Origin of the sequence: Brevundimonas sp., assembly GCF_035626975.1 — a bacterium.
Classification (GTDB): Bacteria; Pseudomonadota; Alphaproteobacteria; order Caulobacterales; family Caulobacteraceae; genus Brevundimonas.
On sequence record NZ_DASPMQ010000039.1, the window covers coordinates 1 to 22645 of the forward strand.

The following is a 22645-nucleotide window of genomic DNA, read 5'->3' on the forward strand; positions in this document are numbered from 1 at the left end:
GCAAGGACGACGGGCCGGCGAGTCGAGGAGGTCCGAGAAGGGCCGGCAATCGACGGGCGGGTGGAAAACGGCCACGCGGGGCGGTCACCTCGTCGAAACGGTAAAACAAACTCACAGCCGGGCGAGGCCCGGCCGCCCCGCACCCTCCCCAACTTGCGTCGGTCCCCCGCCGGAGGACGAAGACCCGTGTCTGGCGTCCGCCACGGCGAGCCGCTAATCCCGGCGCAAGGAAAATTCAGGGAGACGACGCCATGACCCACACCATCGCCTTCATCGGCCTCGGCAACATGGGCGGCGGCATGGCGGCCAACCAGGCGAAGGCCGGCCATCGCGTCAACGCCTTCGACCTGTCGCAGGCCGCGCTCGGTCGCGCCGCCGAACACGGCTGCACCCCCGCCGGCTCGGTCGCCGCGGCCGTGAAGGACGCCGACGTGGTCATCACCATGCTCCCGGCCGGCCCGCACGTGCTCAAGGTTTATTCGGAACAGATCATCGGCGCGGCCCCGACCAGCGCCCTGCTGCTCGACTGCTCGACCATCGACGTCGAGACCGCGCGCAAGGTCGCCGGCCTGGCGAAGGACGCCGGCTACGCCTTCGCCGACGCGCCGGTGTCGGGCGGCACCGCCGCCGCCGACGCCGGGACCCTGGCCTTCATGGTCGGCTGCGACGAGACCGACTTCGCCCGCGTCGAGCCGGCGCTGGCGCCGATGAGCCGCATCACCATCCGCGCCGGCGACCACGGGGCGGGGCAGGCGGCCAAGATCTGCAACAACATGCTGCTCGGCATCTCGATGATCGGGACCTGCGAGGCCATCGCCCTGGCCGAGCGGCTGGGCCTCGATCCCGAGCGCTTCTTCGAGATCGCCACCAAATCCTCCGGCCAGTGCTGGTCGGTCAGCAACTACTATCCGTGGCCCGGTCCGGTGCCGGCCGCCCCCTCGAACCGCGGCTACGAGGGCGGATTCGCGGGCGCCATGATGCTCAAGGACCTCAAGCTCGCCCAGGACGCCGCCGCCAAAAACGGCGCCACGACCCCGCTCGGCGCCCAGGCCGAGGCGCTCTACGCCCTCTACGACCGCCTCGGCTACGGCGGCCGCGACTTCTCCGGCATGCTTCAGTTGCTGCGCGGCCGGCTCGACGACCTGCCGAAAGCCTGACCTCCGTCGGCCGCACGAATGAACCTGAGAACCGTTATCAATTAGAAGGTTGCGACGATTTAACCGGCTCCGCTGATAGACTTTCGCCCGGCTGCGGCGCAAAACCCGGCCATTCCGGAACGATCAGACGAGCCACAGGTTTGTTCGACTACAAGGCCGCCTTCCAGACCGCCGTGGAGCAGGTCAAGAGCGAGGGACGCTACCGCGTCTTCGCCGACCTGAAGCGCGTGCGCGGCCAATTTCCGAAAGCGATCCGCCGCCGCGCCGACGGCTCCGAGCAGGAGGTCGTGGTCTGGTGCTCGAACGACTATCTCGGCATGGGCCAGCATCCCGTGGTGCTCGAGGCCATGCAGGCCGAGATCGATGCGGTCGGCGCCGGGGCCGGCGGCACCCGCAACATCTCCGGCACGACCCGCTCGGCCGTCGACCTCGAGGCCGAACTGGCCGCCTGGCACCGGAAGGAGGCGGCGCTCCTCTTCACCTCGGGCTACGTCGCCAACGAGGCGACCCTGACCACCCTGCAGCGCATCCTGCCGGGCCTGATCGTCTTCTCCGATTCGCTGAACCACGCCTCGATGATCGCCGGCATCCGCAACGGCGGCTGCGAGCGGCACATCTACGCCCACAACGACCTCGAACACCTCGAAAACCTGCTCCGCGACGCGCCCGCCGGCGCGCCCAAGCTGATCGCCTTCGAGAGCGTCTACTCCATGGACGGCGACATCGCCGACCTGGCCGGCACCATCGCCCTGGCCCGGAAGTACGGCGCCATGACCTATCTCGACGAGGTCCACGCCGTCGGCCTCTACGGCCCCACCGGCGCCGGCGTCGCCGAGCGCGACGGCCTGCTGGACGGCATCGACATCGTCGAATGCACCCTCGGCAAGGCCATCGGCGTCATGGGCGGCTACATCGCCGCCGACGCCGTCATCGTCGACGCCGTGCGCAGCTGGGCCTCGGGCTTCATCTTCACCACCAGCCTGCCGCCGGCCCTGACGGCCGGCGCCCTGGCCTCGGTCCGGCATCTGAAGGCCCATCCGGAACTGCGCGAGGCCCACCAGGAGCGCGCCGCCACCCTCAAGGCCCGCCTCGCGGCGGCCGGCATCCCGGTGCTGCCGTCCGAGAGCCACATCGTGCCGGTGCACGTCGGCGACCCGGTCCACTGCAAGATGATCTCGGACATGCTGCTCGAGGACCACGGCGTCTACGTCCAGCCGATCAACTATCCGACCGTGCCCAAGGGCACCGAGCGCCTGCGTTTCACCCCGTCGCCGAACCACACCGACGCCATGATGGACGACCTCGTCGCCGCCATGGACAAGCTCTGGACCCACTGCAACGTGGCGCGCCTCCCTGCCGTCGCCTGACGCCGATCCGGGCCCCGACCTGGGCGAAGTCATCATCGAGATGACCCGCAACGGGCCCTATCTGAAGTGTTCGGCCGTCCACGTCGCCACCGGTCTTGAAGCCTCCGCCGTCGGCCCCGCCGCCGAGCCGAAAGGCCTCGAACGCATCGCCCTCGCCAAGCTCAGACGCGCGTTGGCGGCCCGCTAACCACAAGATGTTGTGGCCGGCCCTGCACAGGCCTAAATGAAGCGCCGCAATTCGGGGACTCCTGTGACCGCCTTCACCCACGCCGACTATTTCTCGAAATCCCTCGCCGACGCCGACCCCGACATCTTCGGCGGCATCCAGGGCGAACTCCGCCGCCAGCAGGAGCAGATCGAGCTGATCGCGTCCGAGAACATCGTCTCGAGGGCGGTGCTGGAGGCGCAGGGCAGCGTCCTGACCAACAAATACGCCGAGGGCTATCCGGGCCGCCGCTACTACGGCGGCTGCGAATACGTCGACGTCACCGAGGACCTGGCCCGCAGCCGGGCGAAGGAACTGTTCGGCTGCGCCTTCGCCAACGTCCAGCCGCACTCGGGCGCCCAGGCCAACCAGGCGGTCTTCCAGGCCCTGCTGACCCCCGGCGACACCTTCCTCGGCATGGATCTGGCCGCCGGCGGCCACCTGACCCATGGCTCGCCCGCCAACCAGTCCGGCAAATGGTTCCGGCCCGTGACCTACAAGGTCACCGAAGACACCCACCTGATCGACTACGATCACGTCGCGGAAATGGCCGACAAGGAGAAGCCGAAGCTGATCCTCGCCGGGGCCAGCGCCTACAGCCGCCACATCGACTTCAAGCGCTTCCGCGAGATCGCGGACTCGGTCGGCGCGTATCTGATGGTCGACATGGCGCACTATGCGGGCCTGATCGCCGGCGGCGTCTATCCCGACCCGCTGCCGCATGCCCATGTCGTCACCACCACCACCCACAAGACCCTGCGCGGCCCGCGCGGCGGCATGGTGCTGTCGAACGACGTCGAGCTGGGCAAGAAGATCAACTCCGCCGTCTTCCCCGGTCTGCAGGGCGGCCCGCTGGAGCACGTCATCGCCGCCAAGGCCGTGGCCTTCGGCGAGGCGCTGAAGCCCGAGTTCAAGATCTATGCCCGCCAGGTGGTGACCAACGCCCAGGCCCTCGCCGCCGTGCTGGTCGAGCGCGGCGCGGCCATCGTCTCGGGCGGCACCGACAGCCACCTGATGCTGGTCGACCTCAGGCCCAAGGGCGTCACCGGCAAGGCCACCGAGGCGGCGCTCGAACACGCCCTGATGACCTGCAACAAGAACGGCGTCCCGTTCGACACCGCGCCCTTCACGGTGACGTCGGGCGTCCGCCTGGGCACGCCGGCCGGCACCACCCGCGGCTTTGGCGTCGCCGAGTTCCAGCAGGTCGGCCACTGGATCGCCGATGTGATCGATTCGATGAAGGGCACGGACGAGGCCGACGCCGTCGTGTCGCAGCACGTCGCGGAACAGGTGCGCGACCTGACGCGCCGCTTCCCGATATACGGATGACCCGCCGATGAAATGCCCCTTCTGCGGAAACCAGGACACCCAGGTGAAGGACAGCCGCCCGTCCGACGACGGCGCCGCCATCCGTCGCCGCCGGTCCTGTCCGCAGTGCAGCGGGCGTTTCACCACCTTCGAGCGGGTCCAGCTGCGCGAGCTGATGATCCTCAAGCGCAACGGCCGCCGTACGCCCTTCGACCGGGACAAGCTGGAGCGGTCGCTGAACGTCGCCCTGCGCAAGCGCCCGGTGCAGGCCGAGCAGGTCGAACAGCTGGTCAGCCGCATCACCCGCCAGCTGGAAAGCCTCGGCGAGACCGAGATCCCGTCCTCGACCGTCGGCGACTTCATCATGAAGGCGCTGAAGTCGGTCGATGAGGTCGCCTACGTCCGCTACGCCTCGGTCTACAAGGACTTCCGCCACACCAACGACTTCGCCAAATTCCTCGGCGACGAGGGTCTGGACGACGAGCGGAGCTGATGCGCCCGCGCGTCACCCTGAAGCTGGCCACATCGCTGGACGGCCGCATCGCCACCGCCTCCGGCGAAAGCCGGTGGATCACCGGCGAGGCCGCGCGAGCTGAGGGCCACAGGCTGCGGGCCTCCCATGACGCCATCCTGATCGGCGTCGGCACGGCCCTGGCCGACGACCCGATGCTGACCGCCCGGCCGCCGGGGCAGGAGAGTCGCCAGCCGGCCCGGGTCGTTATGGACAGCCGCCAGCGGCTGGACCGGGGCTCCAGGCTGGCCCGTTCGGCCGGCGAGTGGCCGGTGATCGTTCTGACCGTCCAGCTGCCCTCGCCGGCCCTTGTGCGGGCGGGCGTCGAGGTGATCCAGGTGCACACCGGCCGGGACGGCCGCGTCTCCCTGCGGCATGCCCTGACGACGCTGCGGGATCGGGGCTTCATCTCCCTGTTGGTCGAGGGCGGCGGCGAGGTCGCGGCCAGCTTCCTGCGCGCCGACTCGGTGGATCGCATCGAATGGTTCCGCGCCCCCATTCTCCTCGGGGCGGAGGGACGTCCGGGCGTCGGCTCGCTCGCCGTAGGGGAGCTCGGTCAGGCGCGCCGGTTCCGGCGCCTTGCGGCGGAGCCTTGCGGTGACGACCTGTGGGAGCGCTACGAGAGGCTCTGAATGTTCACAGGCATTGTCACAGACATCGGCCGGGTCCGCTCGGTCCGCCAGACCGAGCGTGATCGGCGGTACGAGATCGAAACGGCGTGGGATACCTCGACCATCGATCTGGGAGCCTCGATCAGCCATGCCGGATGCTGCCTGACGGTGACCGGGAAGGGGCCGGGCTGGTTCGCCGTCGAAGTCTCCGGCGAGACGCTGTCGAAGACCAGCCTCGGCGACTGGGCCGAGGGCCGGCGCGTCAATCTGGAGCGGGCGGCGAAGCTCGGTGACGAATTGGGCGGCCATATCGTCTCCGGCCATGTCGACGGGCTCGGACGCATCGTGGCTGTCGAGCCGGAGGGGGGATCGCACCGGGTCCATATCGAGGCTCCGGCGCCGCTGCACCGCTACATCGCCCCCAAGGGCTCGATCACCGTCGACGGCGTGTCACTCACCGTGAACCGGGTCGAGGGCCAGCGCTTCGAGGTGAACATCATTCCCCACACCTGGGAGGCGACCACGCTCGGCAGCCTGAATCCAGGCGACGCCGTCAATCTCGAGATCGACATGCTGGCGCGATACCTCGCGCGGTGGCAGGAGACGGCCTGATGCAATTGGCGGCCAACATGAACGACAGCCCGATCAGCCCGATCGAGGACATCCTCGAGGACGCCCGCAACGGCAAGCCCTACATCCTCGTCGACGCCGAGGATCGCGAGAACGAGGGCGACATCATCATCCCGGCCCAGTTCGCGACCCCGGACCAGATCAATTTCATGGCCCGGCATGCGCGAGGCCTGATCTGCCTGGCCATCACCGCCGACCGCGCCCGCCAGCTTCGCCTGCCGCCGATGGCGGCCGAGAACCGCGAGAGCATGGGCACCGCCTTCACCGTTTCGATCGAGGCGAAGGAAGGGGTCACGACCGGCATCTCCGCCGCCGACCGCGCCCGCACCGTGCAGGTGGCCGCGGACCCGACCCGGGGGGCCGACGACATCGTCTCGCCCGGCCACGTCTTCCCGCTGGTCGCCCGCGACGGCGGCGTGCTTGTCCGCACCGGCCACACCGAGGCGGCGGTGGACATCTCGCGGATGGCTGGCCTGACCCCGGCCGGCGTGATCTGCGAGATCATGAACGACGACGGCTCGATGGCGCGAATGCCCGATCTGGTCGCCTTCGCCCAGTTGCACGGCCTGAAGATCGGGACGATCGCTGACCTGATCGCCTATCGCCGCCGCACCGAGCGCTACGTCGAACGGGTCATGGACACGCCGTTCGAAAGCATCCACGGCGGTCCGTTCCGGCTGATGCTGTACCGCAACACCATCGAGGGCGTCGAACACGTGGCCCTCGTGAAGGGCAAGATCGAAGCGGGCAGGCCCACGCTGGTGCGAATGCACCAGGTCGATTTCGCCGCGGACCTGCTGGGCCATGTCGAGGCCCGTCAGGATTATGTGCCGCGCGCGTTGAAGGCGATCAGCGAACATGCCGGCGCGGGCGTCACCGTGTTCCTGCGCGATCCGGAACTTCATGGTCTGGCCGAGCGGCTGGCCGGCGTTGAAAAGCCCAAGGCGGTCGACCGGGCCCTGCGCAACTACGGCGTCGGCGCGCAGATCCTGCTCGACCTCGGCGTCCGGGACATGATTGTGATGAGCTCGACCCGGCCCAATCCCACCGCGCTGGAGGGTTACGGCCTGCGCATCGTCGGCTGGCGCGACATGGACGGAGAAGACCAATCGTAAGCGACCCCTTTCGCGTTCTCATCGTTGAGGCGCGCTTCTATGACGATCTGGCCGACGCCCTGCTGGACGGGGCGAAGGACGCCCTGCGCGCGCAAGGCGCCGAGTTCGACGTGGTCTCCGTCCCGGGCGCGCTGGAGGTGCCGACCGCCATCGCCCTGGCCGAGGAGGCCGGCCGGTTCCCCACCGCGCCCCGCTATGACGGCTATGTGGCGCTGGGCTGCGTCATCCGCGGCGAGACCTATCATTTCGAGATCGTCGCCGATCAATCGGCGGCCGGCATCCGCAACCTCGGCCTCAAGGGCGTCATCGTCGGCAACGGCATCCTGACGACCGAGGACGAGGACCAGGCCTGGGCCCGGGCCCGGATCAGCGAGGGCGACAAGGGCGGCGGCGCGGCGCGCGCCTGTCTCGACCTGATTGCCTTGCGCAAGCGGCTGCGCGTAGGACTGGCGTCGTGACCGAACCCGCCAGCCTCAAATCCGTGCTCGAGCAACTCGCCGAAGCCGAAAAACAGCGCGCCGAGCCGCAGCTGACCTCCCGCCAGCGCCGCGCCCGCACCGTGGCGCGGCTCGCCGCGGTCCAGGCGCTGTACCAGATGGAGCTGGCCGGAGAGGGCGTGGAGACGGTCATCGCCGAGTTCTCGAACCATCGCTTCGACGCCGACATCGAGGGGGAACCCCTCGCCGAAGCCGACGAGGACTGGTTCGCCGGCATCGTGCGCGGCGTGGTCGACGGCCAACGCGACATCGACGGGGCGGTCAAGGCGCGGCTGGCGTCGAACTGGCGGCTGGAGCGGCTGGACTCGACCTTGCGGGCCCTGTTGCGAGCCGGCGCCTGGGAGTTGCGGGAGCGGCAGGATGTGCCGAAGGAGATCGTGATCGACGAATACGTCGAACTGGCCAAGGCCTTCTTCGACGACGCCGAGGCCAAATTCGTCAACGCGGCGCTGGACGGCGTGGCCCGGGACGCCCGCGGCTCCTGATGGCGGCGGTCGATGTCGCCGGTGAGTTTGAAACCATCCGGCGGCTGTTCGCGCCCCTCGCCCACCCCGAATGGGGCCGGGGTCTGAAGGACGACGTCGCCGTCGTGCCGTCGAAGGCGGGTTACGACCTGGTCCTGACCAAGGATGCCATTGTCGAGGGCGTGCACTTCCTGCCCTCCGATCCGCTCGACACCGTGGCCAGGAAGCTGTTGCGGGTGAACCTGTCCGACCTGGCCGCCAAGGGGGCCGAGCCGTTCGGCTACCTGCTGGCCTGCCACTGGTCGGAACGCTGCGGCTGGCCCGAGCGCATGACGTTCGTCGATGGTCTCCGCGCCGACCAGAAGACCTTCGGCGTCGCCCTGCTGGGCGGGGACACCGTCGTTACGCCGGGGCCGGCGAGTTTCTCCATGACCCTGCTCGGCTGGACGCCGAAGGGGCGCACGGTCGGCCGCGCCGGCGCCCGTCCGGGCGATCTTGTCTTCGTCACCGGATCGATCGGCGACGGTTGGCTGGGCCTTCAGGCGGCGCAGCAAAAGCTCGCCCTGGATCCGGATCGGATCGCCGCCTTGCTCGAGCGGTACCGAACGCCGACGCCGCGTGTCGATTTCATAGTCCCGATCCGCGACTTCGCCAGCGCTTCGATCGACGTGTCCGACGGCCTGATCGCCGATCTCGGGCACATGGCCGAAACGGGTGAGGTCCGGATCGAGATCGATCTGGAGTTGGCGCCGCGCTCAGCCGCGGGCCAGGCCTGGTACGAGGGGCGGGTCGACGAGCAGGCGGCGCTGGAACGGCTGGCCACCGGCGGCGATGATTACGAGATCGCCTTCACGGCCCGTCCGTCCGATGAGGCCGCGCTGCGGCGCGAAGCCGAACGGCGCCACTTGCGGCTGACCCGCATCGGCCGCGTCGTGGCGGGGCAGGGGGTCGTCGCCCGGTTTGCCGGTCAGCCGATCCTGATCGACCGACCGGGCTTCACCCACGGCTGACAACGAAATCTCAAGGCGATCGCTCCATCGTCGCTCCATGCGCCGCCGTGACCTGATCGCCGCCTCCATCGCCCTGCCGTCGATCGCTGCGGGCACGACGGCCAGCGCCAGCGACACGCCCGCGGCGGGGGCCAGCCTGGGGATCGCCGGCCTGGGGCTGCCGATCATCTCGGGCGGCCGCATCCGCAACTACATCTTCGTCTCCCTGCGCCTGCACCTCGGAGGATCGGCGACCCCCGAATCGATGCGGCCGAAAGAGGCCTATCTGCGTGACGCCCTCGTCCGCGCGGGACACCGGACGCCCTTCGTCGTGGAGGATGACTGGACCCGGATCGACACCGCGGCCCTGTCCGCGAGCCTGATGCGCGCCGCGGTCCCGATCGCCGGACGCGGGGCGGTGACACGGGTCGAGGTCATCAGCCAGGCGCCCCGGCGGCGCACCGGCGTGGGCGGAGCCTGAGCCCCGTTCACTAACCCTGTTGCGTCGCCCCGGCGCATTTGGCACGTTTCCGCCGCATTTCCCCAGGGACGCAGACTCGCGTCCGGTGCGCACGGGGGGACCGGAAGGCGGACAGAGGCGAATAACGCCCGCCGCGCCAAGGGTCCGGGCGCCTCTAGAAACACAGGGTTTGGAAACGCCATGAGTAACTATCTGTGGCTGGTCATCGCCGCAGGCGCGCTGGGGGTCCTCTACGGACTGATCCAGACCGCCTCGCTGATGAAGGCCTCGACCGGCACCGACAAGATGCGCGAGATCGCCGCCGCGATCCAGGAAGGCGCCTCGGCCTATCTGCGGCGGCAGTACACCACCATCGCCATGGTCGGCGTCGTCATCCTCGTCGCCGCGTATTTCCTGATCGGCCCGTGGGCGGCCATCGGCTTCGTGATCGGCGCGGTCCTGTCCGGCCTCGCCGGCTTCGCGGGCATGCTGATCTCGGTGCGCGCCAACGTCCGCACCGCGCAGGCCGCCTCCGAGAGCCTGTCGAAGGGTCTCGACCTGGCGTTCCGCTCCGGCGCCATCACCGGCATGTTCGTGGCCGGCGGGGCCCTGCTGGGCGTGGCGGGCTATTACGCCTTCCTGACCGCGGGCATGGGCTTTCCGAGCACCAGCCGCGAGGTCATCGACGGCCTGGTCGCCCTGGGCTTCGGCGCCTCGCTGATCTCCATCTTCGCCCGTCTCGGCGGCGGCATCTTCACCAAGGGCGCCGACGTCGGCGGCGACATGGTGGGCAAGGTCGAGGCCGGCATTCCGGAGGATGATCCCCGCAACGCGGCGACCATCGCCGACAACGTGGGCGACAACGTCGGCGACTGCGCCGGCATGGCCGCCGACCTGTTCGAGACCTATGCGGTGACCACGGTCGCCACCATGGTGCTGGCCGCCATCTTCTTCCGCGACCTGCCCTATGTCGAAACCATGATGCTGCTGCCGCTGGCCATTTGCGGCGTCTGCATCGTCACCTCCATCATCGGCAGCTTCTTCGTCCGCCTGGGCAAGAAGCAGAACATCATGGGCGCTCTCTATCAGGGCCTGATCGTCACCGGCGTGCTGTCCGTCGGCGCCCTCTGGCTGGTGATCAACCAGCTGCTGCCCGGCAACGCCGTGGTCACGCCGGTCGGCGGCGACCCGATCACCGCCATGAACCTGTTCTGGTCCGGCCTCGTCGGCCTCGCCGTCACGGCCGCCATCGTGGTCATTACCGAATACTACACCGGGTCGAACTTCCGTCCGGTGCGCTCGGTCGCCAACGCCTCGGTTTCGGGTCACGGCACCAACGTCATCCAGGGCCTGGCCGTCTCGCTGGAGTCGACCGCCCTGCCGGCGTTGACCATCATCGTCGGCATCATCACCAGCTACCAGCTGGCGGGCCTGTTCGGCATCGCCATCGCCACCACGACCATGCTCGGCGTCGCCGGGATGATCGTGGCGCTGGACGCCTTCGGGCCGGTGACGGACAACGCGGGCGGCATCGCCGAGATGGCCGGACTTCCGTCCGACGTTCGTCACTCGACCGACGCCCTGGACGCCGTCGGCAACACCACCAAGGCCGTGACCAAGGGCTACGCCATCGGCTCGGCCGGCCTCGGAGCCCTCGTGCTCTTCGCCGCCTACACGTCGGACCTGGAGTATTTCGCGGCCAATGCGGCGGAGTTCCCCTTCTTCGCCAACATGGGCACGGTCGACTTCGCCCTGACCAATCCGTACGTCGTCGTCGGCCTGCTGTTCGGGGGGCTGCTGCCCTTCCTGTTCGGCGGCATGTCGATGATGGCGGTCGGGCGCGCGGCCGAGTCCGTGGTGGCCGAGGTGCGCCGCCAGTTCCGAGAGAACCCCGGCATCATGACCTATGAGGTCAAGCCGGAGTACGGCCGGGCCGTCGACATCCTGACCAAGGCGGCGATCCGCGAGATGATCGTGCCGTCGCTTCTGCCGGTGCTGTCGCCCATCGTCCTGTTCGTCGCGGTGCTGATGATCTCGGACAAGGCCACGGCCTTCGCGTCGCTTGGCGCCATGCTGATGGGTGTGATCGTGACCGGCCTGTTCGTGGCCATCTCGATGACCTCGGGCGGTGGCGCCTGGGACAACGCCAAGAAGGTGATCGAGGAAGGCTTCACCGATCGCAACGGCGTCGTCCATGGCAAGGGCTCCGAGGCTCACAAGGCCGCGGTGACCGGCGACACGGTCGGCGATCCCTACAAGGACACCTCCGGTCCGGCGGTGAACCCGATGATCAAGATCACCAACATCGTCGCCCTGCTGCTGCTGGCGGTTCTGGCCAGCGGCAACGTCGGCTGAGCCTCCGCCTTCCCGCCGCGTCCTCCGGGACGCGGCGGACCCCAACGAAAGACGCCCCGGAGAGCGATCTCCGGGGCGTTCTCGTGTGTGGCGATGCGGATGCAGGCCCTAGTCGGGGCGGCGCTGGCCCGGGATATCCTCGTCCGTGCGGGGCAGCTGGCCGCGGCCGACGTTGCCGAGCAGCTGTTCGAGGATCGTCAGCTGACGACCGCGGGTCGGGGTCTCGCGTCCGTTCATGGCGAGCTGCTGCCCGTCATCGAGGCCGAGCGTGCGCACCCCGGCGACCTGCCCGGCGTCGTTGAAGGTGATCTCGGTGACGGTCCGTTGGGTCACCTGGGGGCGGTTGTAGGTGTATTTCTCGGTGACCTGGCTGATGTAGTACCAGATGTTGTCACGCTCGAAGGTCGAGGTCGTGGATGGCGTACCCAGCTTGGTCAGCACGGTCTGCTTGGTGTCCGTGCCAGCCACGATATCGGCCGGCTTGGCGTCAATGGCCTGGAAGCCGTTCTGGCCCACGACGGGAGCGCAGGCCGCGGTCAGGGCGGCGGCCGACAGGGCGGCGATAAGGAGCTTGGTACGGAGCATGGACGGCGCCTGCGAGAGAACAAGGTCTTTGACCTAACCGGACCCGAGCCTTAGTTCAACGGCGCGGCGGAAAAGGGGCCGCATGATCATGCTTCAGAATCTCTTCCGAACCCGTCCCCGCGAGCGTCTGGGCGAGCCGCTGTATGAACGGGCGGTGCAGCAGGCGCGCGATCCGGGCTTCTATACGCGAATGGGCGTCGCCGACCGGATCGACGCCCGATTCGAGCTCTACACCCTGCACGTGCTGCTGCTGGTCATGCGGTTGCGCGATGAGGGGGAACAGGGCGCCGAGGCCGGGCAGGCGCTGTTCGACACCTATGTGTCGGCTCTGGACCACGCGCTTCGCGAGCTCGGAGTCGGCGATATCTCGGTGGGCAAGAAGATGCGCAAGCTCGGCGAGGCCATGTACGGTCGCATGTCCGCCTATGAGCCGCCTTTGCGCCAGGGAGACGCGGCGGCTCTGGCCGCGAGCCTGTCCCGCAACGTGTTCGAGAGCCACGACCCGGTCGTGGGCGAGGCCCTGGCGGCCTATGCGCTGGCCAGCCGCGCCCGGCTGGCGGCGCAGGACTATTCGGCCGCGACAACGCGGCCTGACTGGGCGGAGATCAAGGCATGAGCGGCATGGACCTGCCCTATAGCGAACCGGTGCGACTGCATCAGGTCGGCGGCGGCGTGACGCGGACCCTGCAGCCCGACGCAGCGGCGCGGGCGCGGATCGCCAAGGCCCTGGACCTCGTCTCGCTGGACGCCTTTGTGGCGGAGATGACCCTCGCACCGTCGCCCGGCGGCTGGCGGCTGTCCGGCCGGGTGCGGGCCAGCCTGGCCCAGACCTGCGGCATCACCCTTGAACCGTTGCCGGTCGAGATCGACGCGCCATTCACCGTCTCTCTGGCGGAGGCGATCGACGAGAATTCCGACGAGATTGTCATCACCCTGGACGATGAATCGCCTGATCCCATCGAGGGCGGACAGGTCGATCTGGGGCAGTATGCGGTCGAACAACTCGCCCTGCGGCTGGATCCTTTTCCGCGCAAGCCCGGCGCGGAATTCGTGCAGCCGCCCGAGCCGACGGAAATCTCGCCCTTCGCGGTGCTGAAGCAGCTTCGGCCGTCCGACGAAGGTTGACGCAAGAGCGGCGCGGTTGCATCCCCCCGGTGCGGCGCTATCGTCGCCCCAGACGAGCGCCGGGCTGACGGCGCGACGGAGTCGAAACGGCTTGCCATCCCCAGTTCTGATTTCGCTCGACGCCATGGGCGGGGACCACGGCCCGCCAGTCGTGGTGGCGGGGGTGCGTGACTACCGAAAGCGCCATGGCGGCGAGGGTGTGCGCTTCCTCCTGCACGGCGACGAGGCGGCGATCCGCGCCGAAATGGCGAAATGCGCGCTCGGCGACGATGTCTGCGAGGTGCGGCACACCGACAAGGTCGTGGCCATGGACGAGAAGCCGGCCCAGGCCATGCGCCGGGGCAAGGGCTCGAGCCTGTGGAACGCCATCGAGGCGGTGAAGTCGGGCGAGGCGGGCGCCGTCGTGTCGGCCGGCAACACCGGCGCGCTGATGGCCATTTCCAAGCTGATCCTTCGCATGTCGGCCCACGGTCTGGAGCGGCCCGCCATCGTCGCCAGCTGGCCGACCCTGCGCGGCATCACCGCGGTTCTGGATGTCGGGGCGAACATCGAAAGCGATGCCGAGCAACTGGTCGAGTTCGCCATCATGGGCGAGGCCTTTCATGCCGCCGTGCATGGCGGCGGCCAGCCTACAATCGGGCTGCTGAATGTCGGTTCGGAGGACATGAAGGGCCATGAGGAGGTCCGCGAGGCGGGGCGCATCCTGCGCGAGGGCGGTCTGGGCCTCGACTACAAGGGCTTCGTCGAGGGCGACGACATCGCCAAGGGCACGGTCGACGTGGTCGTCACCGACGGCTTCACCGGCAATATCGCGCTGAAGACCGCCGAGGGCGTGGCGCGGTTCATCTCGGCGCTGATGAAGGAGGCGCTGACTTCCAGCGTGCCGGCGAGGGCGGGCGCCCTGCTGGCCCTGCCGGCCCTGAGGCGGATGCGCCAGAAGATCGACCCCAGCGCCATCAACGGAGGCCCGCTGCTGGGTCTGAACGGCATCGTGGTCAAGAGCCACGGCGGGGCCGACGCCAAGGGATATGGAAATGCGATCCGCATCGCTGTCGATCTGGCCCGCAGCGACTATCTGAAGAAGGTCAGCGAAAGCCTCAACCGGCTGACCGTCGTGCTTGAACAGCCGGCCGCGGAGAATGCGGCCATGGAGACTCCCCAGTGAGCGTAATTCGCAGCGCCGTGACCGGCGTCGGCTCCTATCTGCCGGAACAGGTCGTGACCAACGCCGACCTCGCGAAGATCGTCGACACCTCGGACGAGTGGATCGTCGAACGCACCGGCATTCGCCAGCGGCACAGGGCGCGCGACGACCAGCCGACCAGCGATCTGGCCGTCGAGGCGTCGAAGCGGGCGCTGCGCGACGCCGGTCGGACCGCCGCGGACGTCGACATGATCATCGTCGCGACGACCACGCCCGACATGACCTTCCCGTCGGTCGCCTCCATCGTGCAGCGCAAGATGGGCGTGCCGACCTGCATCGCGTTCGATGTCCAGGCGGTCTGCTCCGGCTTCGTCTATGCGCTGAGCGTCGCCGACGGTTTCGTGGCCCGCGGCATGGCCAAATGCGCCCTGGTCATCGGCGCCGAGGAAATGACCCGGCTGATGGACTGGACCGACCGCTCGACATGCGTGCTGTTCGGCGATGGAGCCGGAGCCGTGGTCATGGAGCCGCGCGAAGGGCAGGGGACCAAGGCCGACCAGGGTCTGCTCGGCTTCGCCCTGCGCTGCGACGGAACCAAGACCGACCTGCTGTATGTCGACGGCGGGCCGGCCACGACGGGGACGGTAGGGCACCTGCGGATGGCCGGCAACCAGGTGTTCCGCAACGCCGTGGTCAATATCGCCGAAGCGATCACGGCCGCCTGCGCGGCCTCGGACATTGAGATCGCCGACGTCGACTGGTTCGTGCCGCACCAGGCCAACCAGCGGATTATCAAGGGCGTCGGCGACCGCCTGGGCCTGGACGAGAACAAGGTGATCTCGACGGTGGCCCTGCACGCCAACACCTCGGCGGCCTCGATTCCGCTGGCGCTGGACGCGGCGATTCAGGACGGACGGATCAAGCGCGGCGACCTCGTTCTGGCGGAGGCGATGGGCGGCGGCCTGACCTGGGGGGCCTGCGCCTTTCGCCTGTAGGGCGCAATTCGGCTTTCCATTTGAAGGCGCTTGCTCTTTTATGGGTGCTACGGACTTTTCGAGGGGAGCGGACGATTGGCTCAGCACCAGACCCTGACGCGGGCGGACCTGTGTGAGGCGGTCCACGAGGAGGTCGGCCTGTCGCGGCAGGAATGTTCGGCCCTGGTCGAGCGGACCCTCGAGCTGATCATCGAATCCCTCGAGCGCGGCGAGACGGTGAAGCTGTCCGGCTTCGGCGTCTTCCAGGTCCGCGAGAAGCGGGCCCGGATGGGCCGCAATCCCAAGACCGGCGAGCCTGCGGCGATCCATCCGCGGCGCGTGATCAGCTTTCGCGCCTCGCAGATCATGAAGGGCCGGGTTCACGACGCCGTCGTGGAGGCCTGACGCGCTGTGGCCAAGAGCCCGAACGCCTTCCGCACCATTTCCGAAGCGGCTGACGAGGTCGGGGCGCCGCAGCACGTGCTGCGCTTCTGGGAGACCAAATTCCCGTTCATCACCCCGCTGAAGCGGGCCGGGGGGCGGCGGTTCTATCGACCGCAGGACGTGGTGCTGCTCAAGGCGGTCAAGCGGCTGCTGCATCAGGACGGCCTGACCATCAAGGGCGTGCAGCGCCTGCATCGCGAGCAGGGGCTGAAGCGGCTGGCCGCCTACGGCGACCCCGAGGGCGCCGTGCCGTTCGAGCCTGAGGGCGGCGCCGGAGCGGCTCCGGAGCCGACGGTTCGGACGGGCGCTTCGTCGGTCCGGCTGCGTCAGATCCTGGCCGAACTGGAGGGCGCGCGGGCGCGTCTCGAGGCCGTTCTTTCGAGAACCGCCTGAGAGGTCGCTTTTGGGTTTGCGGGGCGGCGGCGCCCCGTCTATAGGGAGCGCCTCTCGGAGCGTGGCGCAGCCTGGTAGCGCACTTGACTGGGGGTCAAGGGGTCGCAGGTTCGAATCCTGTCGCTCCGACCATTCTTCCCTTGACCCGGAAACCGCGGCGGCGCCGCGAACCTCAATCCCGTTTCTTGCCCGAGCCGCGTTCGGCCCAGCGGAACAACGGATAGAGGGGCACGCCCCACCCGATGCCGGCGACGGCGAAGAACAGCAGATCGAGCAGTTGCGAGGGCGGCAGCAGGCCCCGGATGCTGATCGCGCCCCAGATCCAGACCGCGAGGAAGGCCAGCACGCCGAGCATGGCGATGAAGCGGCGGGTGCGCGGACCCATGTCAGCGCTTGTTGCGGAACAGGAAGAAGGTCGCCAGCGCCAGCGTCGAGGCGACCAGCGACCAGCCGACCCAGGTCCAGCCGTCCATGGTCGAGACGGCGAAGACGCGAACGGCCAGGAACCAGCCCGCGATCGCGGCCACGGCCGAGACCAGCGAGGTGGCGAACAGGCCGCGCCGGCCCGTCAGCTGGTCGGCCGTCCACGCCAGGGCGAAGGCCCCCGCGACGGCGACGACGATATCGGCGTATTGCACCCGGCTTCTCCTGACCTGCGACGCAGCGGCGTCCAAAAGCGACTCGATCTCGCCGTCGTGGGCGGGCATACCGCTCGCTCGGGCGTCGGACCAGCGGCGCGCCGCGTATTGTAACGGTCGGGACGGCGGGCGTCGAATGAAGCGTTTCAGCACGGGCGATCAGAGCAGGGCTGTGGCCATCTGGCTGTTCGTCACGGCGGCGCTGGTGTTCGCGATGGTGGTGGTCGGCGGCGTCACCCGGCTGACCGGATCGGGTCTGTCGATCACCGAGTGGAAGCCGATCATGGGCACCCTGCCGCCGATGACCGCGGCGGACTGGGCCGGGGCGTTCGAGAAATACCGCGCCATCCCGCAGTACGAGCAGGTCAACGCCGGCATGACCCTGGGCGAGTTCAAGGGCATCTTCTGGTGGGAGTGGTTCCACCGGCTGCTGGGGCGGCTGATCGGCGTGGTCTTCGCCGCGCCGTTCGTGGTCTTCCTCGTGCTGCGCAGGATGCCGCGGCGGCTGATCGGGCGCTGCGCGGTGCTGCTGGCGCTGGGCGGGCTGCAGGGGCTGATCGGCTGGTGGATGGTGTCGAGCGGGCTGAGCGAGCGGGTCGACGTGGCGCCGGAGCGGCTGGCGGTTCACCTCGGCCTGGCGCTGCTGATCTTCGCGGGGCTGATCTGGACCGGGCTGGAGGCCTGGAACGGCGAGGAGCGGTCGCGCCATCCGGCCGGCTGGAGCCGGGGCGCGGCGATCCTGCTGGGCGCGGTGTTCGTGCAGTGCCTGCTGGGCGGGCTCGTGGCCGGGGCCAAGGCCGGCTTCGTCTATACCGACTGGCCGTTGATGAACGGCGAGGTGCTGGCGCCGGTGGAATGGAGCCGGGGGGCGCTGGCCTTCCTGCACGACCAGGCGCTGGTGCAGTTCAATCACCGGATCATGGCCTACGGCCTGCTGATCGGCGGGACGATCTATGCGCTGCAGGCGTGGCGCTGGCGGCTGGCCGAGGGGCTGGGCGCGGCGGCCTTCACCCTGGCGGCGGCGCTATGGCTGCAGGCGGCGCTGGGCGTGATCACCCTGATCAACGCCGTGCCCCTGTGGCTCGGCGCCCTGCATCAGGCCGGCGCGGCGCTGGTGCTGGCGGCGGCGACGGTGAACCTGTGGCTGGTCCGCCGCTCGCAGCCGCGGCTGTTCATGTCCGGACCGAGGTCCAGGGTCCTCTGATCGCGAAGGTCACGCCCGGGTACATGATGTTGACGAACAGCACCTCGCCGTCGGGCGAGAAGACCGCGCCGGCGAACTCGCTGTTGCCGGTGAAGACGTTGCGGCCGATCGTATAGACCTTGCCGTCCGGGGTGACGCCCTTGAGGTGGTTGCGGATGTCGGACGAGTAGTTGTCCTCGCAGACGATCAGGTGGCCCCAGGGCGCGATGGTGATGTTGTCGCCCATGTTCATGGTGCGCTCGTCGGCGCTTTCGAGAAACAGCTGGATGCGGCCCGGGCGGCGCGCCTCGCCGCGACGGCCCTCGTCGCGCGAGGGGACGTAGCGCATGATCTGGCCCCGGCGGAGGGGACCGCCCGAGGTCGCGGTCATGTAGAGTTCGCCGTCGCCCCAGAAGATGCCTTCCCCGCGGGCGACCAGGGCGGCGCCGGCGGCGTGGCCGCGGAAGCGCAGGTCGGCGTTCGGGGCCTCGACGTCCTCCATGTCGATCCAGACCACCTCGCGCCAATCTCCGACGGCCCATTCCCGGGCTTCCTGATTGGTCGAGTCGGCGCCGGGCCTGCCCTTGAAGGCCATGGCCTGGAGGCGGCCGCCCTCGACCAGCTTGCCGGGCGTGGTCGGGATGAAGCGGTAGAACAGGCCGTCGTTCTTGTCCTCGGTCAGGTAGACGATGCCGGTGCGGGGATCGACGCAAACGGCCTCGTGCTCGAACCGGCCCATGGCCTTGAGCGGGACGGGATCGACGAGGCCGGTCGCGTTCGCGGGGACCTCGAAGACGAAGCCGTGGGGTTTGGTCACGTCGGCGTCGGCCGGGGTCTCCTCGTTCTCCTCGCAGGTCAGCCAGCTGCCCCAGGGCGTGTGGCCGCCGCAGCAGTTGGTCGAGGTGCCGACCAGAGACAGGTGCTGGCTGACGGTGCGGCGGGTCTCAAGATCGTAGACCAGGGTGGTCGTGCCGCCGGGCAGGGCGCGGCCGTCCTTGTAGGTGTCGTAGCCCTTCGCGGGATCGAGCAGGCCGATGCGCTCCTGATGGAAGCCGCCGGGGCCGAGGTTGCGGTGCAGGGCGCTGGAGCCCTTGAGCTCGTGGTTGCGGACCAGGGCGACCTTGCCGCCGCCGAGATCGAAACAGCCCATGCCGTCAGGCTGGCCGGGGACGAACAGGCCGTCGTCCATGGTGTCGCCGCTCTGGGAGATGACCTGGTAGGTGAAGCCCTCGGGCAGGTCGAGCAGGCGGTTGGGGTCGCGGACCAGGGGGCCGTAGCCGTGGATTTCGTTGACGTAGGTCTCTTCGGTCGCGGCGGCCGCCGGAGTTTGGGCCTGAACGTTGCGGGCGAGGCCGGTGAAGGCGACTGCGGCGGCCGAGCCGGTGAGAAGGTCGCGACGCTGCAGGCGCATGGGAATCTCCGAGAGGGCCGGGGGACTTATGGCGAGCCGGGCGGCGGCGGTCATCATGGTTCTGTGACGGTGGGGCGGGGCGTCCGGGTCGGGCGGCCCGGCGATCGCGATTCAGACTCAAAACACAGTCTGAACAGTCTGAAGAGTCTGACTCCGCCGCGTCCGGTTGGGAATTGCGACGCGCCTGTGCCGGTGCGCGGCGGTTCGATTGTCAAAGACCCGGCGCTCAGTCTGCGGCGCCCGTCTCCTGTGGCGGGAAGAACGGGTCGAGAATCGGGGATATGATTGAAAGGGCAAGCTATTTTCCGCCGAACCCGACTATAGATTCGCGGATTGTCAGCACAGCGTCACGGCGCTTCCGTCTCCTCCCTGTCGCGCAGCGATCGGGAGGGGGACCGCGAAGCGGTGGAGGGGCTCGGCGGACACAACGGTCGAGCGTCGGAAAGGCGCCCCTCCGTCACGGCGCGTAGTCGCGCCGCGCCACCTCCCCAACGCTGCGCGACAGGGAGGAGACACGAGGGCGACGCCATCCGGATGCGGTATTTTAATACCGTGTCTGATATATGTTTCAAAAACAATGCTCTAGCGCTCCATGTGCTCACCATCCCGCATTGACCTTCCGATCCGCTTCCTCTATCAGCGCGCCTTCCGCTCATCCCGGTCACGGGACGGGCACTCCGTTCGTCCTCCCGGGAACCCTCGTCATGCTGAAGAGCACCACGGCTTCGCTGAAGCCGGCCGAGGTCACGAAGAAATGGATCCATATCGACGCCGAAGGCGTCGTGGTGGGCCGTCTCGCGACCTTCATCGCCAACCGTCTGCGCGGCAAGCACCGCGGCGACTACACCCCGCACGTCGATTGCGGCGACTATGTCGTCGTCACCAACGTCGACAAGGTGGTGTTCACCGGCAAGAAGAACACCGACAAGATCTACTACCGCCACACCGGCCACCCGGGCGGCGTCAAGCAGACGACCCCCGAGAAGGTGCTGAACGGCCGCTTCCCCGAGCGCGTGCTCGAGAAGGCCGTCGAGCGCATGCTGCCCAAGGAGAGCCCGCTGGCCCGCCTGCAGATGACGCACCTGCGCCTGTTCGCCGGCGCCGCGCACACCCACGAAGCCCAACAGCCGGAAACGATCGACTTCAAGTCGGCGTCTCCCAAAAACACCCGGAGCGTCTGAGCATGACCGACGTGACTGCTGAAACGCCCGCCGTGGAAACCCCCGCCGCCGAAACCCTGACCGGCTTCGACGCCCTGAAGGGGATGCAATCCCCGGGCGCGGGCGAAGAGCACCCGGTGTACGTCCAGAAGCTGGACGCCCAGGGCCGCGCCTATTCGACCGGCAAGCGCAAGAACGCGATCGCCCGCGTGTGGATCAAGCCGGGCACCGGCAAGATCACCATCAACGGCAAGGATCAGCTGCAGTATTTCGCCCGCGAAATCCTGCGCATGATGATCGCCCAGCCGCTGGAAGTGACCGACCGCGTCACCCAGTTCGACGTCGACTGCACCGTCCAGGGCTCGGGCCTGTCGGGCCAGGCCGGCGCCATCCGCCACGGCCTGTCGCACGCCCTGACCCACTATGAGCCGGCGCTGCGCCCGGTCCTGAAGCCGCACGGCTTCCTGACCCGCGACAGCCGCGTCGTCGAGCGCAAGAAGTACGGCCGCGCCAAGGCCCGCAAGTCGTTCCAGTTCTCGAAGCGCTAGGCCGTTTCAACACGGTTTGGATGGGGGCGCTTCGGGAAACCGGAGCGCCCTTTTTCATTGGCTGGAGCCACCGATGTACGAATTCCCGCCCTCAGAGAAGCTGGCGTTCCTGCTCGATGAGCCGGCGCGGCTGATCCAGATCGCGCTGAACGCGGCATCCCTTCGCCTCGTGTTCGATAACGACTGCTATGTCGATGTCGGCTTGAACATGACGTACGTCAGACCGGACGAGACGCGCGTGGCCTATGCCAAGGAGTGGTTCGCCGAGAAGCCGCTCGAGTTCCATGTTCTCCTGGACCAAGACGCCATTTCGCTTGAGACAGACGGTCTGGAGATGCGGATCGGCTTCAGTAGAGGCGGAGCGCTGCTTATCTACTCTGATATCGGTCCCTACGAAGCGGTCACCGTGGCGAAGCGCGGCGGCCCGGAGTTCTACATTTGACCCACACCATCTTCATCGACGGCGAGGCCGGGACCACGGGGCTGGAGATCCGCGAGCGGCTGGAGGCGCGTTCCGATCTGGAGTTGATCCTGCTGGGCGACCGGCGGCGCGACGTCGAGGCGCGGCGCGAGGCGCTCAACAGCGCCGATGCGGTGATCCTGTGCCTGCCGGACGACGCCGCGCGGGAAGCCGTGGCGATGATCGAGAACTCCAGGGTGCGGGTCATCGACGCCTCGACGGCCTATCGGGTCGATCCGGCCTGGACCTACGGCTTCGCCGAGATGGCGCCGGGGCAGCGGGAGCGGATCGCGGGGGCGACGCGGGTGTCGAACCCGGGCTGCTATCCGACGGGGTTCATCGGGCTGGTCCGGCCGCTGGTCTCGGCTGGGATCATTCCGGCGAGCTGGCCGGTGACGGTCAACGCCGTGTCCGGCTACTCGGGCGGCGGCAAGGCGATGATCGCGGAGTTCGAGGCGGGAGCTGAGCCGTATCGGGCCTATGGGCTGTCGCTGAAGCACAAGCATGTGCCGGAGATGACGGCGCACACGGGACTGGAGCGGCCGGTGCTGTTCGCGCCGGCGGTCGGGGCCTACCGGCAGGGGATGCTGGTCGAGGTTCCGCTGCATCTGGCGGCGCTGCCGGGCTCGCCGTCGGTGGAGGTGGTGCACGGGGCGCTCGCAGCGGCCTACGCCGGGGCGCGTTTCGTCGAGGTGGCCGAGCTGGAGGCGACCGAGGTTATGACCGGGATCGATCCGGAGGGGCTGAACGGCACCAACCGGATGCGGCTGCACGTGTTCGGCGACCGGGCGGGCGAGCAGGTGAGGCTGGTGGCGCTGCTGGACAATCTCGGCAAGGGGGCGTCGGGGGCGGCGGTGCAGAATCTCAACCTGATGCTGGGGCTGGCGGAAGAGACGGGGCTTCAATGATCC

The 22645-nt window shown here is 68.7% G+C and carries 28 protein-coding genes and 1 tRNA gene; 25 read left to right on the top strand and 4 right to left on the bottom strand.

The annotated features are described in order from the left end of the window. Positions 1-233 precede the first annotated feature (233 nt). The 13 genes from mmsB (at position 234) to VEB62_RS10160 (ending at position 11669) form a co-directional block, all read left to right on the top strand. Positions 234-1157, top strand: coding sequence for a 3-hydroxyisobutyrate dehydrogenase (gene mmsB / locus VEB62_RS10100; protein WP_324799283.1), 924 nt, complete (start codon positions 234-236; stop codon positions 1155-1157). Between the two features lie 140 nt (positions 1158-1297). Continuing rightward, the gene (gene hemA / locus VEB62_RS10105) at positions 1298-2524 is read left to right on the top strand and encodes a 5-aminolevulinate synthase (protein WP_324798846.1); all 1227 of its coding nucleotides are present in this window, start codon (positions 1298-1300) and stop codon (positions 2522-2524) included. A 19-nt stretch (positions 2525-2543) separates the two neighbouring features. Next, positions 2544-2711 carry a DUF6898 family protein gene (locus VEB62_RS10110; RefSeq protein WP_414642030.1) on the top strand — a complete coding sequence of 56 codons (168 nt, stop codon included), beginning with the start codon at positions 2544-2546 and terminating at the stop codon, positions 2709-2711. A gap of 36 nt (positions 2712-2747) precedes the next feature. After that, on the top strand, positions 2748-4058 hold the full coding sequence (glyA, locus tag VEB62_RS10115) for a serine hydroxymethyltransferase (RefSeq protein ID WP_414642021.1): 1311 nt from the start codon (positions 2748-2750) through the stop codon (positions 4056-4058). Between the two features lie 7 nt (positions 4059-4065). Beyond that, positions 4066-4530, top strand: coding sequence for a transcriptional regulator NrdR (nrdR, locus tag VEB62_RS10120; protein ID WP_324798855.1), 465 nt, complete (start codon positions 4066-4068; stop codon positions 4528-4530). Beyond that, the gene (locus tag VEB62_RS10125) at positions 4530-5180 is read left to right on the top strand and encodes a RibD family protein (protein WP_324798857.1); all 651 of its coding nucleotides are present in this window, start codon (positions 4530-4532) and stop codon (positions 5178-5180) included. The genes nrdR and VEB62_RS10125 overlap by 1 nt, the downstream gene beginning before the upstream one ends. Then, positions 5181-5771 carry a riboflavin synthase gene (locus VEB62_RS10130; RefSeq protein ID WP_324798860.1) on the top strand — a complete coding sequence of 197 codons (591 nt, stop codon included), beginning with the start codon at positions 5181-5183 and terminating at the stop codon, positions 5769-5771. Then, on the top strand, positions 5771-6904 hold the full coding sequence (ribB, locus tag VEB62_RS10135; RefSeq protein WP_324798863.1) for a 3,4-dihydroxy-2-butanone-4-phosphate synthase: 1134 nt from the start codon (positions 5771-5773) through the stop codon (positions 6902-6904). The genes VEB62_RS10130 and ribB overlap by 1 nt, the downstream gene beginning before the upstream one ends. Further along, complete coding sequence (ribH, locus tag VEB62_RS10140) at positions 6898-7362, top strand: 6,7-dimethyl-8-ribityllumazine synthase (RefSeq protein ID WP_324799286.1); 465 nt, start codon at positions 6898-6900, stop codon at positions 7360-7362. The genes ribB and ribH overlap by 7 nt, the downstream gene beginning before the upstream one ends. Next, positions 7359-7886, top strand: coding sequence for a transcription antitermination factor NusB (gene nusB, locus VEB62_RS10145; protein WP_324798866.1), 528 nt, complete (start codon positions 7359-7361; stop codon positions 7884-7886). Before ribH ends, nusB begins: the two co-directional genes overlap by 4 nt. Further along, positions 7886-8875 (top strand): thiamine-phosphate kinase, encoded by a 990-nt coding sequence (gene thiL / locus VEB62_RS10150; RefSeq protein ID WP_324798869.1) that lies wholly within the window; start codon positions 7886-7888, stop codon positions 8873-8875. The genes nusB and thiL overlap by 1 nt, the downstream gene beginning before the upstream one ends. 37 nt (positions 8876-8912) lie before the next feature. After that, positions 8913-9335 carry a hypothetical protein gene (locus tag VEB62_RS10155; protein WP_324798871.1) on the top strand — a complete coding sequence of 141 codons (423 nt, stop codon included), beginning with the start codon at positions 8913-8915 and terminating at the stop codon, positions 9333-9335. 180 nt (positions 9336-9515) lie between these two features. Further along, positions 9516-11669, top strand: a complete 2154-nt coding sequence (locus VEB62_RS10160; RefSeq protein WP_324798874.1) for a sodium-translocating pyrophosphatase — start codon at positions 9516-9518, stop codon at positions 11667-11669. Between the two features lie 108 nt (positions 11670-11777). Here VEB62_RS10160 and VEB62_RS10165 read toward each other — a convergent pair whose 3' ends face one another. Next, on the bottom strand, positions 11778-12254 hold the full coding sequence (locus VEB62_RS10165) for an outer membrane protein assembly factor BamE (RefSeq protein ID WP_324798877.1): 477 nt from the start codon (positions 12252-12254) through the stop codon (positions 11778-11780). 82 nt (positions 12255-12336) lie between these two features. Here VEB62_RS10165 and VEB62_RS10170 point away from each other — a divergent pair, with 82 nt between their 5' ends. The 7 genes from VEB62_RS10170 (at position 12337) to VEB62_RS10200 (ending at position 16466) form a co-directional block, all read left to right on the top strand. After that, a complete protein-coding gene (locus VEB62_RS10170; protein WP_324798880.1) occupies positions 12337-12870 on the top strand; it encodes a ubiquinol-cytochrome C chaperone family protein in 534 nt (177 codons plus the stop codon). Then, positions 12867-13379: a YceD family protein gene (locus VEB62_RS10175; RefSeq protein WP_324798883.1), complete on the top strand. Its 513-nt coding sequence runs from the start codon at positions 12867-12869 to the stop codon at positions 13377-13379. The genes VEB62_RS10170 and VEB62_RS10175 overlap by 4 nt, the downstream gene beginning before the upstream one ends. A gap of 91 nt (positions 13380-13470) precedes the next feature. Beyond that, a complete protein-coding gene (gene plsX / locus VEB62_RS10180; RefSeq protein WP_324798885.1) occupies positions 13471-14544 on the top strand; it encodes a phosphate acyltransferase PlsX in 1074 nt (357 codons plus the stop codon). Next, positions 14541-15518 carry a beta-ketoacyl-ACP synthase III gene (locus tag VEB62_RS10185; RefSeq protein ID WP_324798888.1) on the top strand — a complete coding sequence of 326 codons (978 nt, stop codon included), beginning with the start codon at positions 14541-14543 and terminating at the stop codon, positions 15516-15518. The genes plsX and VEB62_RS10185 overlap by 4 nt, the downstream gene beginning before the upstream one ends. A gap of 75 nt (positions 15519-15593) precedes the next feature. Further along, positions 15594-15902 (top strand): integration host factor subunit alpha, encoded by a 309-nt coding sequence (locus VEB62_RS10190; RefSeq protein WP_324798891.1) that lies wholly within the window; start codon positions 15594-15596, stop codon positions 15900-15902. A 6-nt stretch (positions 15903-15908) separates the two neighbouring features. Then, positions 15909-16334: a MerR family transcriptional regulator gene (locus VEB62_RS10195; protein ID WP_324798894.1), complete on the top strand. Its 426-nt coding sequence runs from the start codon at positions 15909-15911 to the stop codon at positions 16332-16334. 55 nt (positions 16335-16389) lie between these two features. Beyond that, a tRNA-Pro gene (locus VEB62_RS10200) sits at positions 16390-16466 on the top strand. Positions 16467-16506: 40 nt separating this feature from the next. On the opposite strand, the gene VEB62_RS10205 is transcribed toward VEB62_RS10200, so the two are convergent. Beyond that, on the bottom strand, positions 16507-16719 hold the full coding sequence (locus tag VEB62_RS10205; protein WP_324798897.1) for a DUF2842 domain-containing protein: 213 nt from the start codon (positions 16717-16719) through the stop codon (positions 16507-16509). Between the two features lies 1 nt (position 16720). Further along, positions 16721-16972: a transglycosylase gene (locus VEB62_RS10210; RefSeq protein WP_324798901.1), complete on the bottom strand. Its 252-nt coding sequence runs from the start codon at positions 16970-16972 to the stop codon at positions 16721-16723. A 136-nt stretch (positions 16973-17108) separates the two neighbouring features. Between VEB62_RS10210 and VEB62_RS10215 the strand changes: the two genes are divergently transcribed. Beyond that, positions 17109-18176 carry a COX15/CtaA family protein gene (locus VEB62_RS10215; protein ID WP_324798903.1) on the top strand — a complete coding sequence of 356 codons (1068 nt, stop codon included), beginning with the start codon at positions 17109-17111 and terminating at the stop codon, positions 18174-18176. On the opposite strand, the gene VEB62_RS10220 is transcribed toward VEB62_RS10215, so the two are convergent. Continuing rightward, positions 18145-19566 (bottom strand): alkaline phosphatase PhoX, encoded by a 1422-nt coding sequence (locus VEB62_RS10220; protein WP_324798905.1) that lies wholly within the window; start codon positions 19564-19566, stop codon positions 18145-18147. The genes VEB62_RS10215 and VEB62_RS10220 overlap by 32 nt on opposite strands. Positions 19567-20270: 704 nt before the next feature. Between VEB62_RS10220 and rplM the strand changes: the two genes are divergently transcribed. The 4 genes from rplM to argC all read left to right on the top strand — a co-directional run bounded on the left by rplM (position 20271) and on the right by argC (position 22642). Continuing rightward, positions 20271-20747: a 50S ribosomal protein L13 gene (gene rplM / locus VEB62_RS10225; protein ID WP_324798907.1), complete on the top strand. Its 477-nt coding sequence runs from the start codon at positions 20271-20273 to the stop codon at positions 20745-20747. 2 nt (positions 20748-20749) lie between these two features. Continuing rightward, positions 20750-21274, top strand: a complete 525-nt coding sequence (gene rpsI / locus VEB62_RS10230; protein WP_414642023.1) for a 30S ribosomal protein S9 — start codon at positions 20750-20752, stop codon at positions 21272-21274. A gap of 73 nt (positions 21275-21347) precedes the next feature. After that, positions 21348-21716, top strand: a complete 369-nt coding sequence (locus tag VEB62_RS10235; protein WP_324798910.1) for a hypothetical protein — start codon at positions 21348-21350, stop codon at positions 21714-21716. Continuing rightward, on the top strand, positions 21713-22642 hold the full coding sequence (gene argC / locus VEB62_RS10240; RefSeq protein ID WP_324798913.1) for an N-acetyl-gamma-glutamyl-phosphate reductase: 930 nt from the start codon (positions 21713-21715) through the stop codon (positions 22640-22642). The genes VEB62_RS10235 and argC overlap by 4 nt, the downstream gene beginning before the upstream one ends. The last annotated feature ends 3 nt before the right edge of the window (positions 22643-22645 follow it).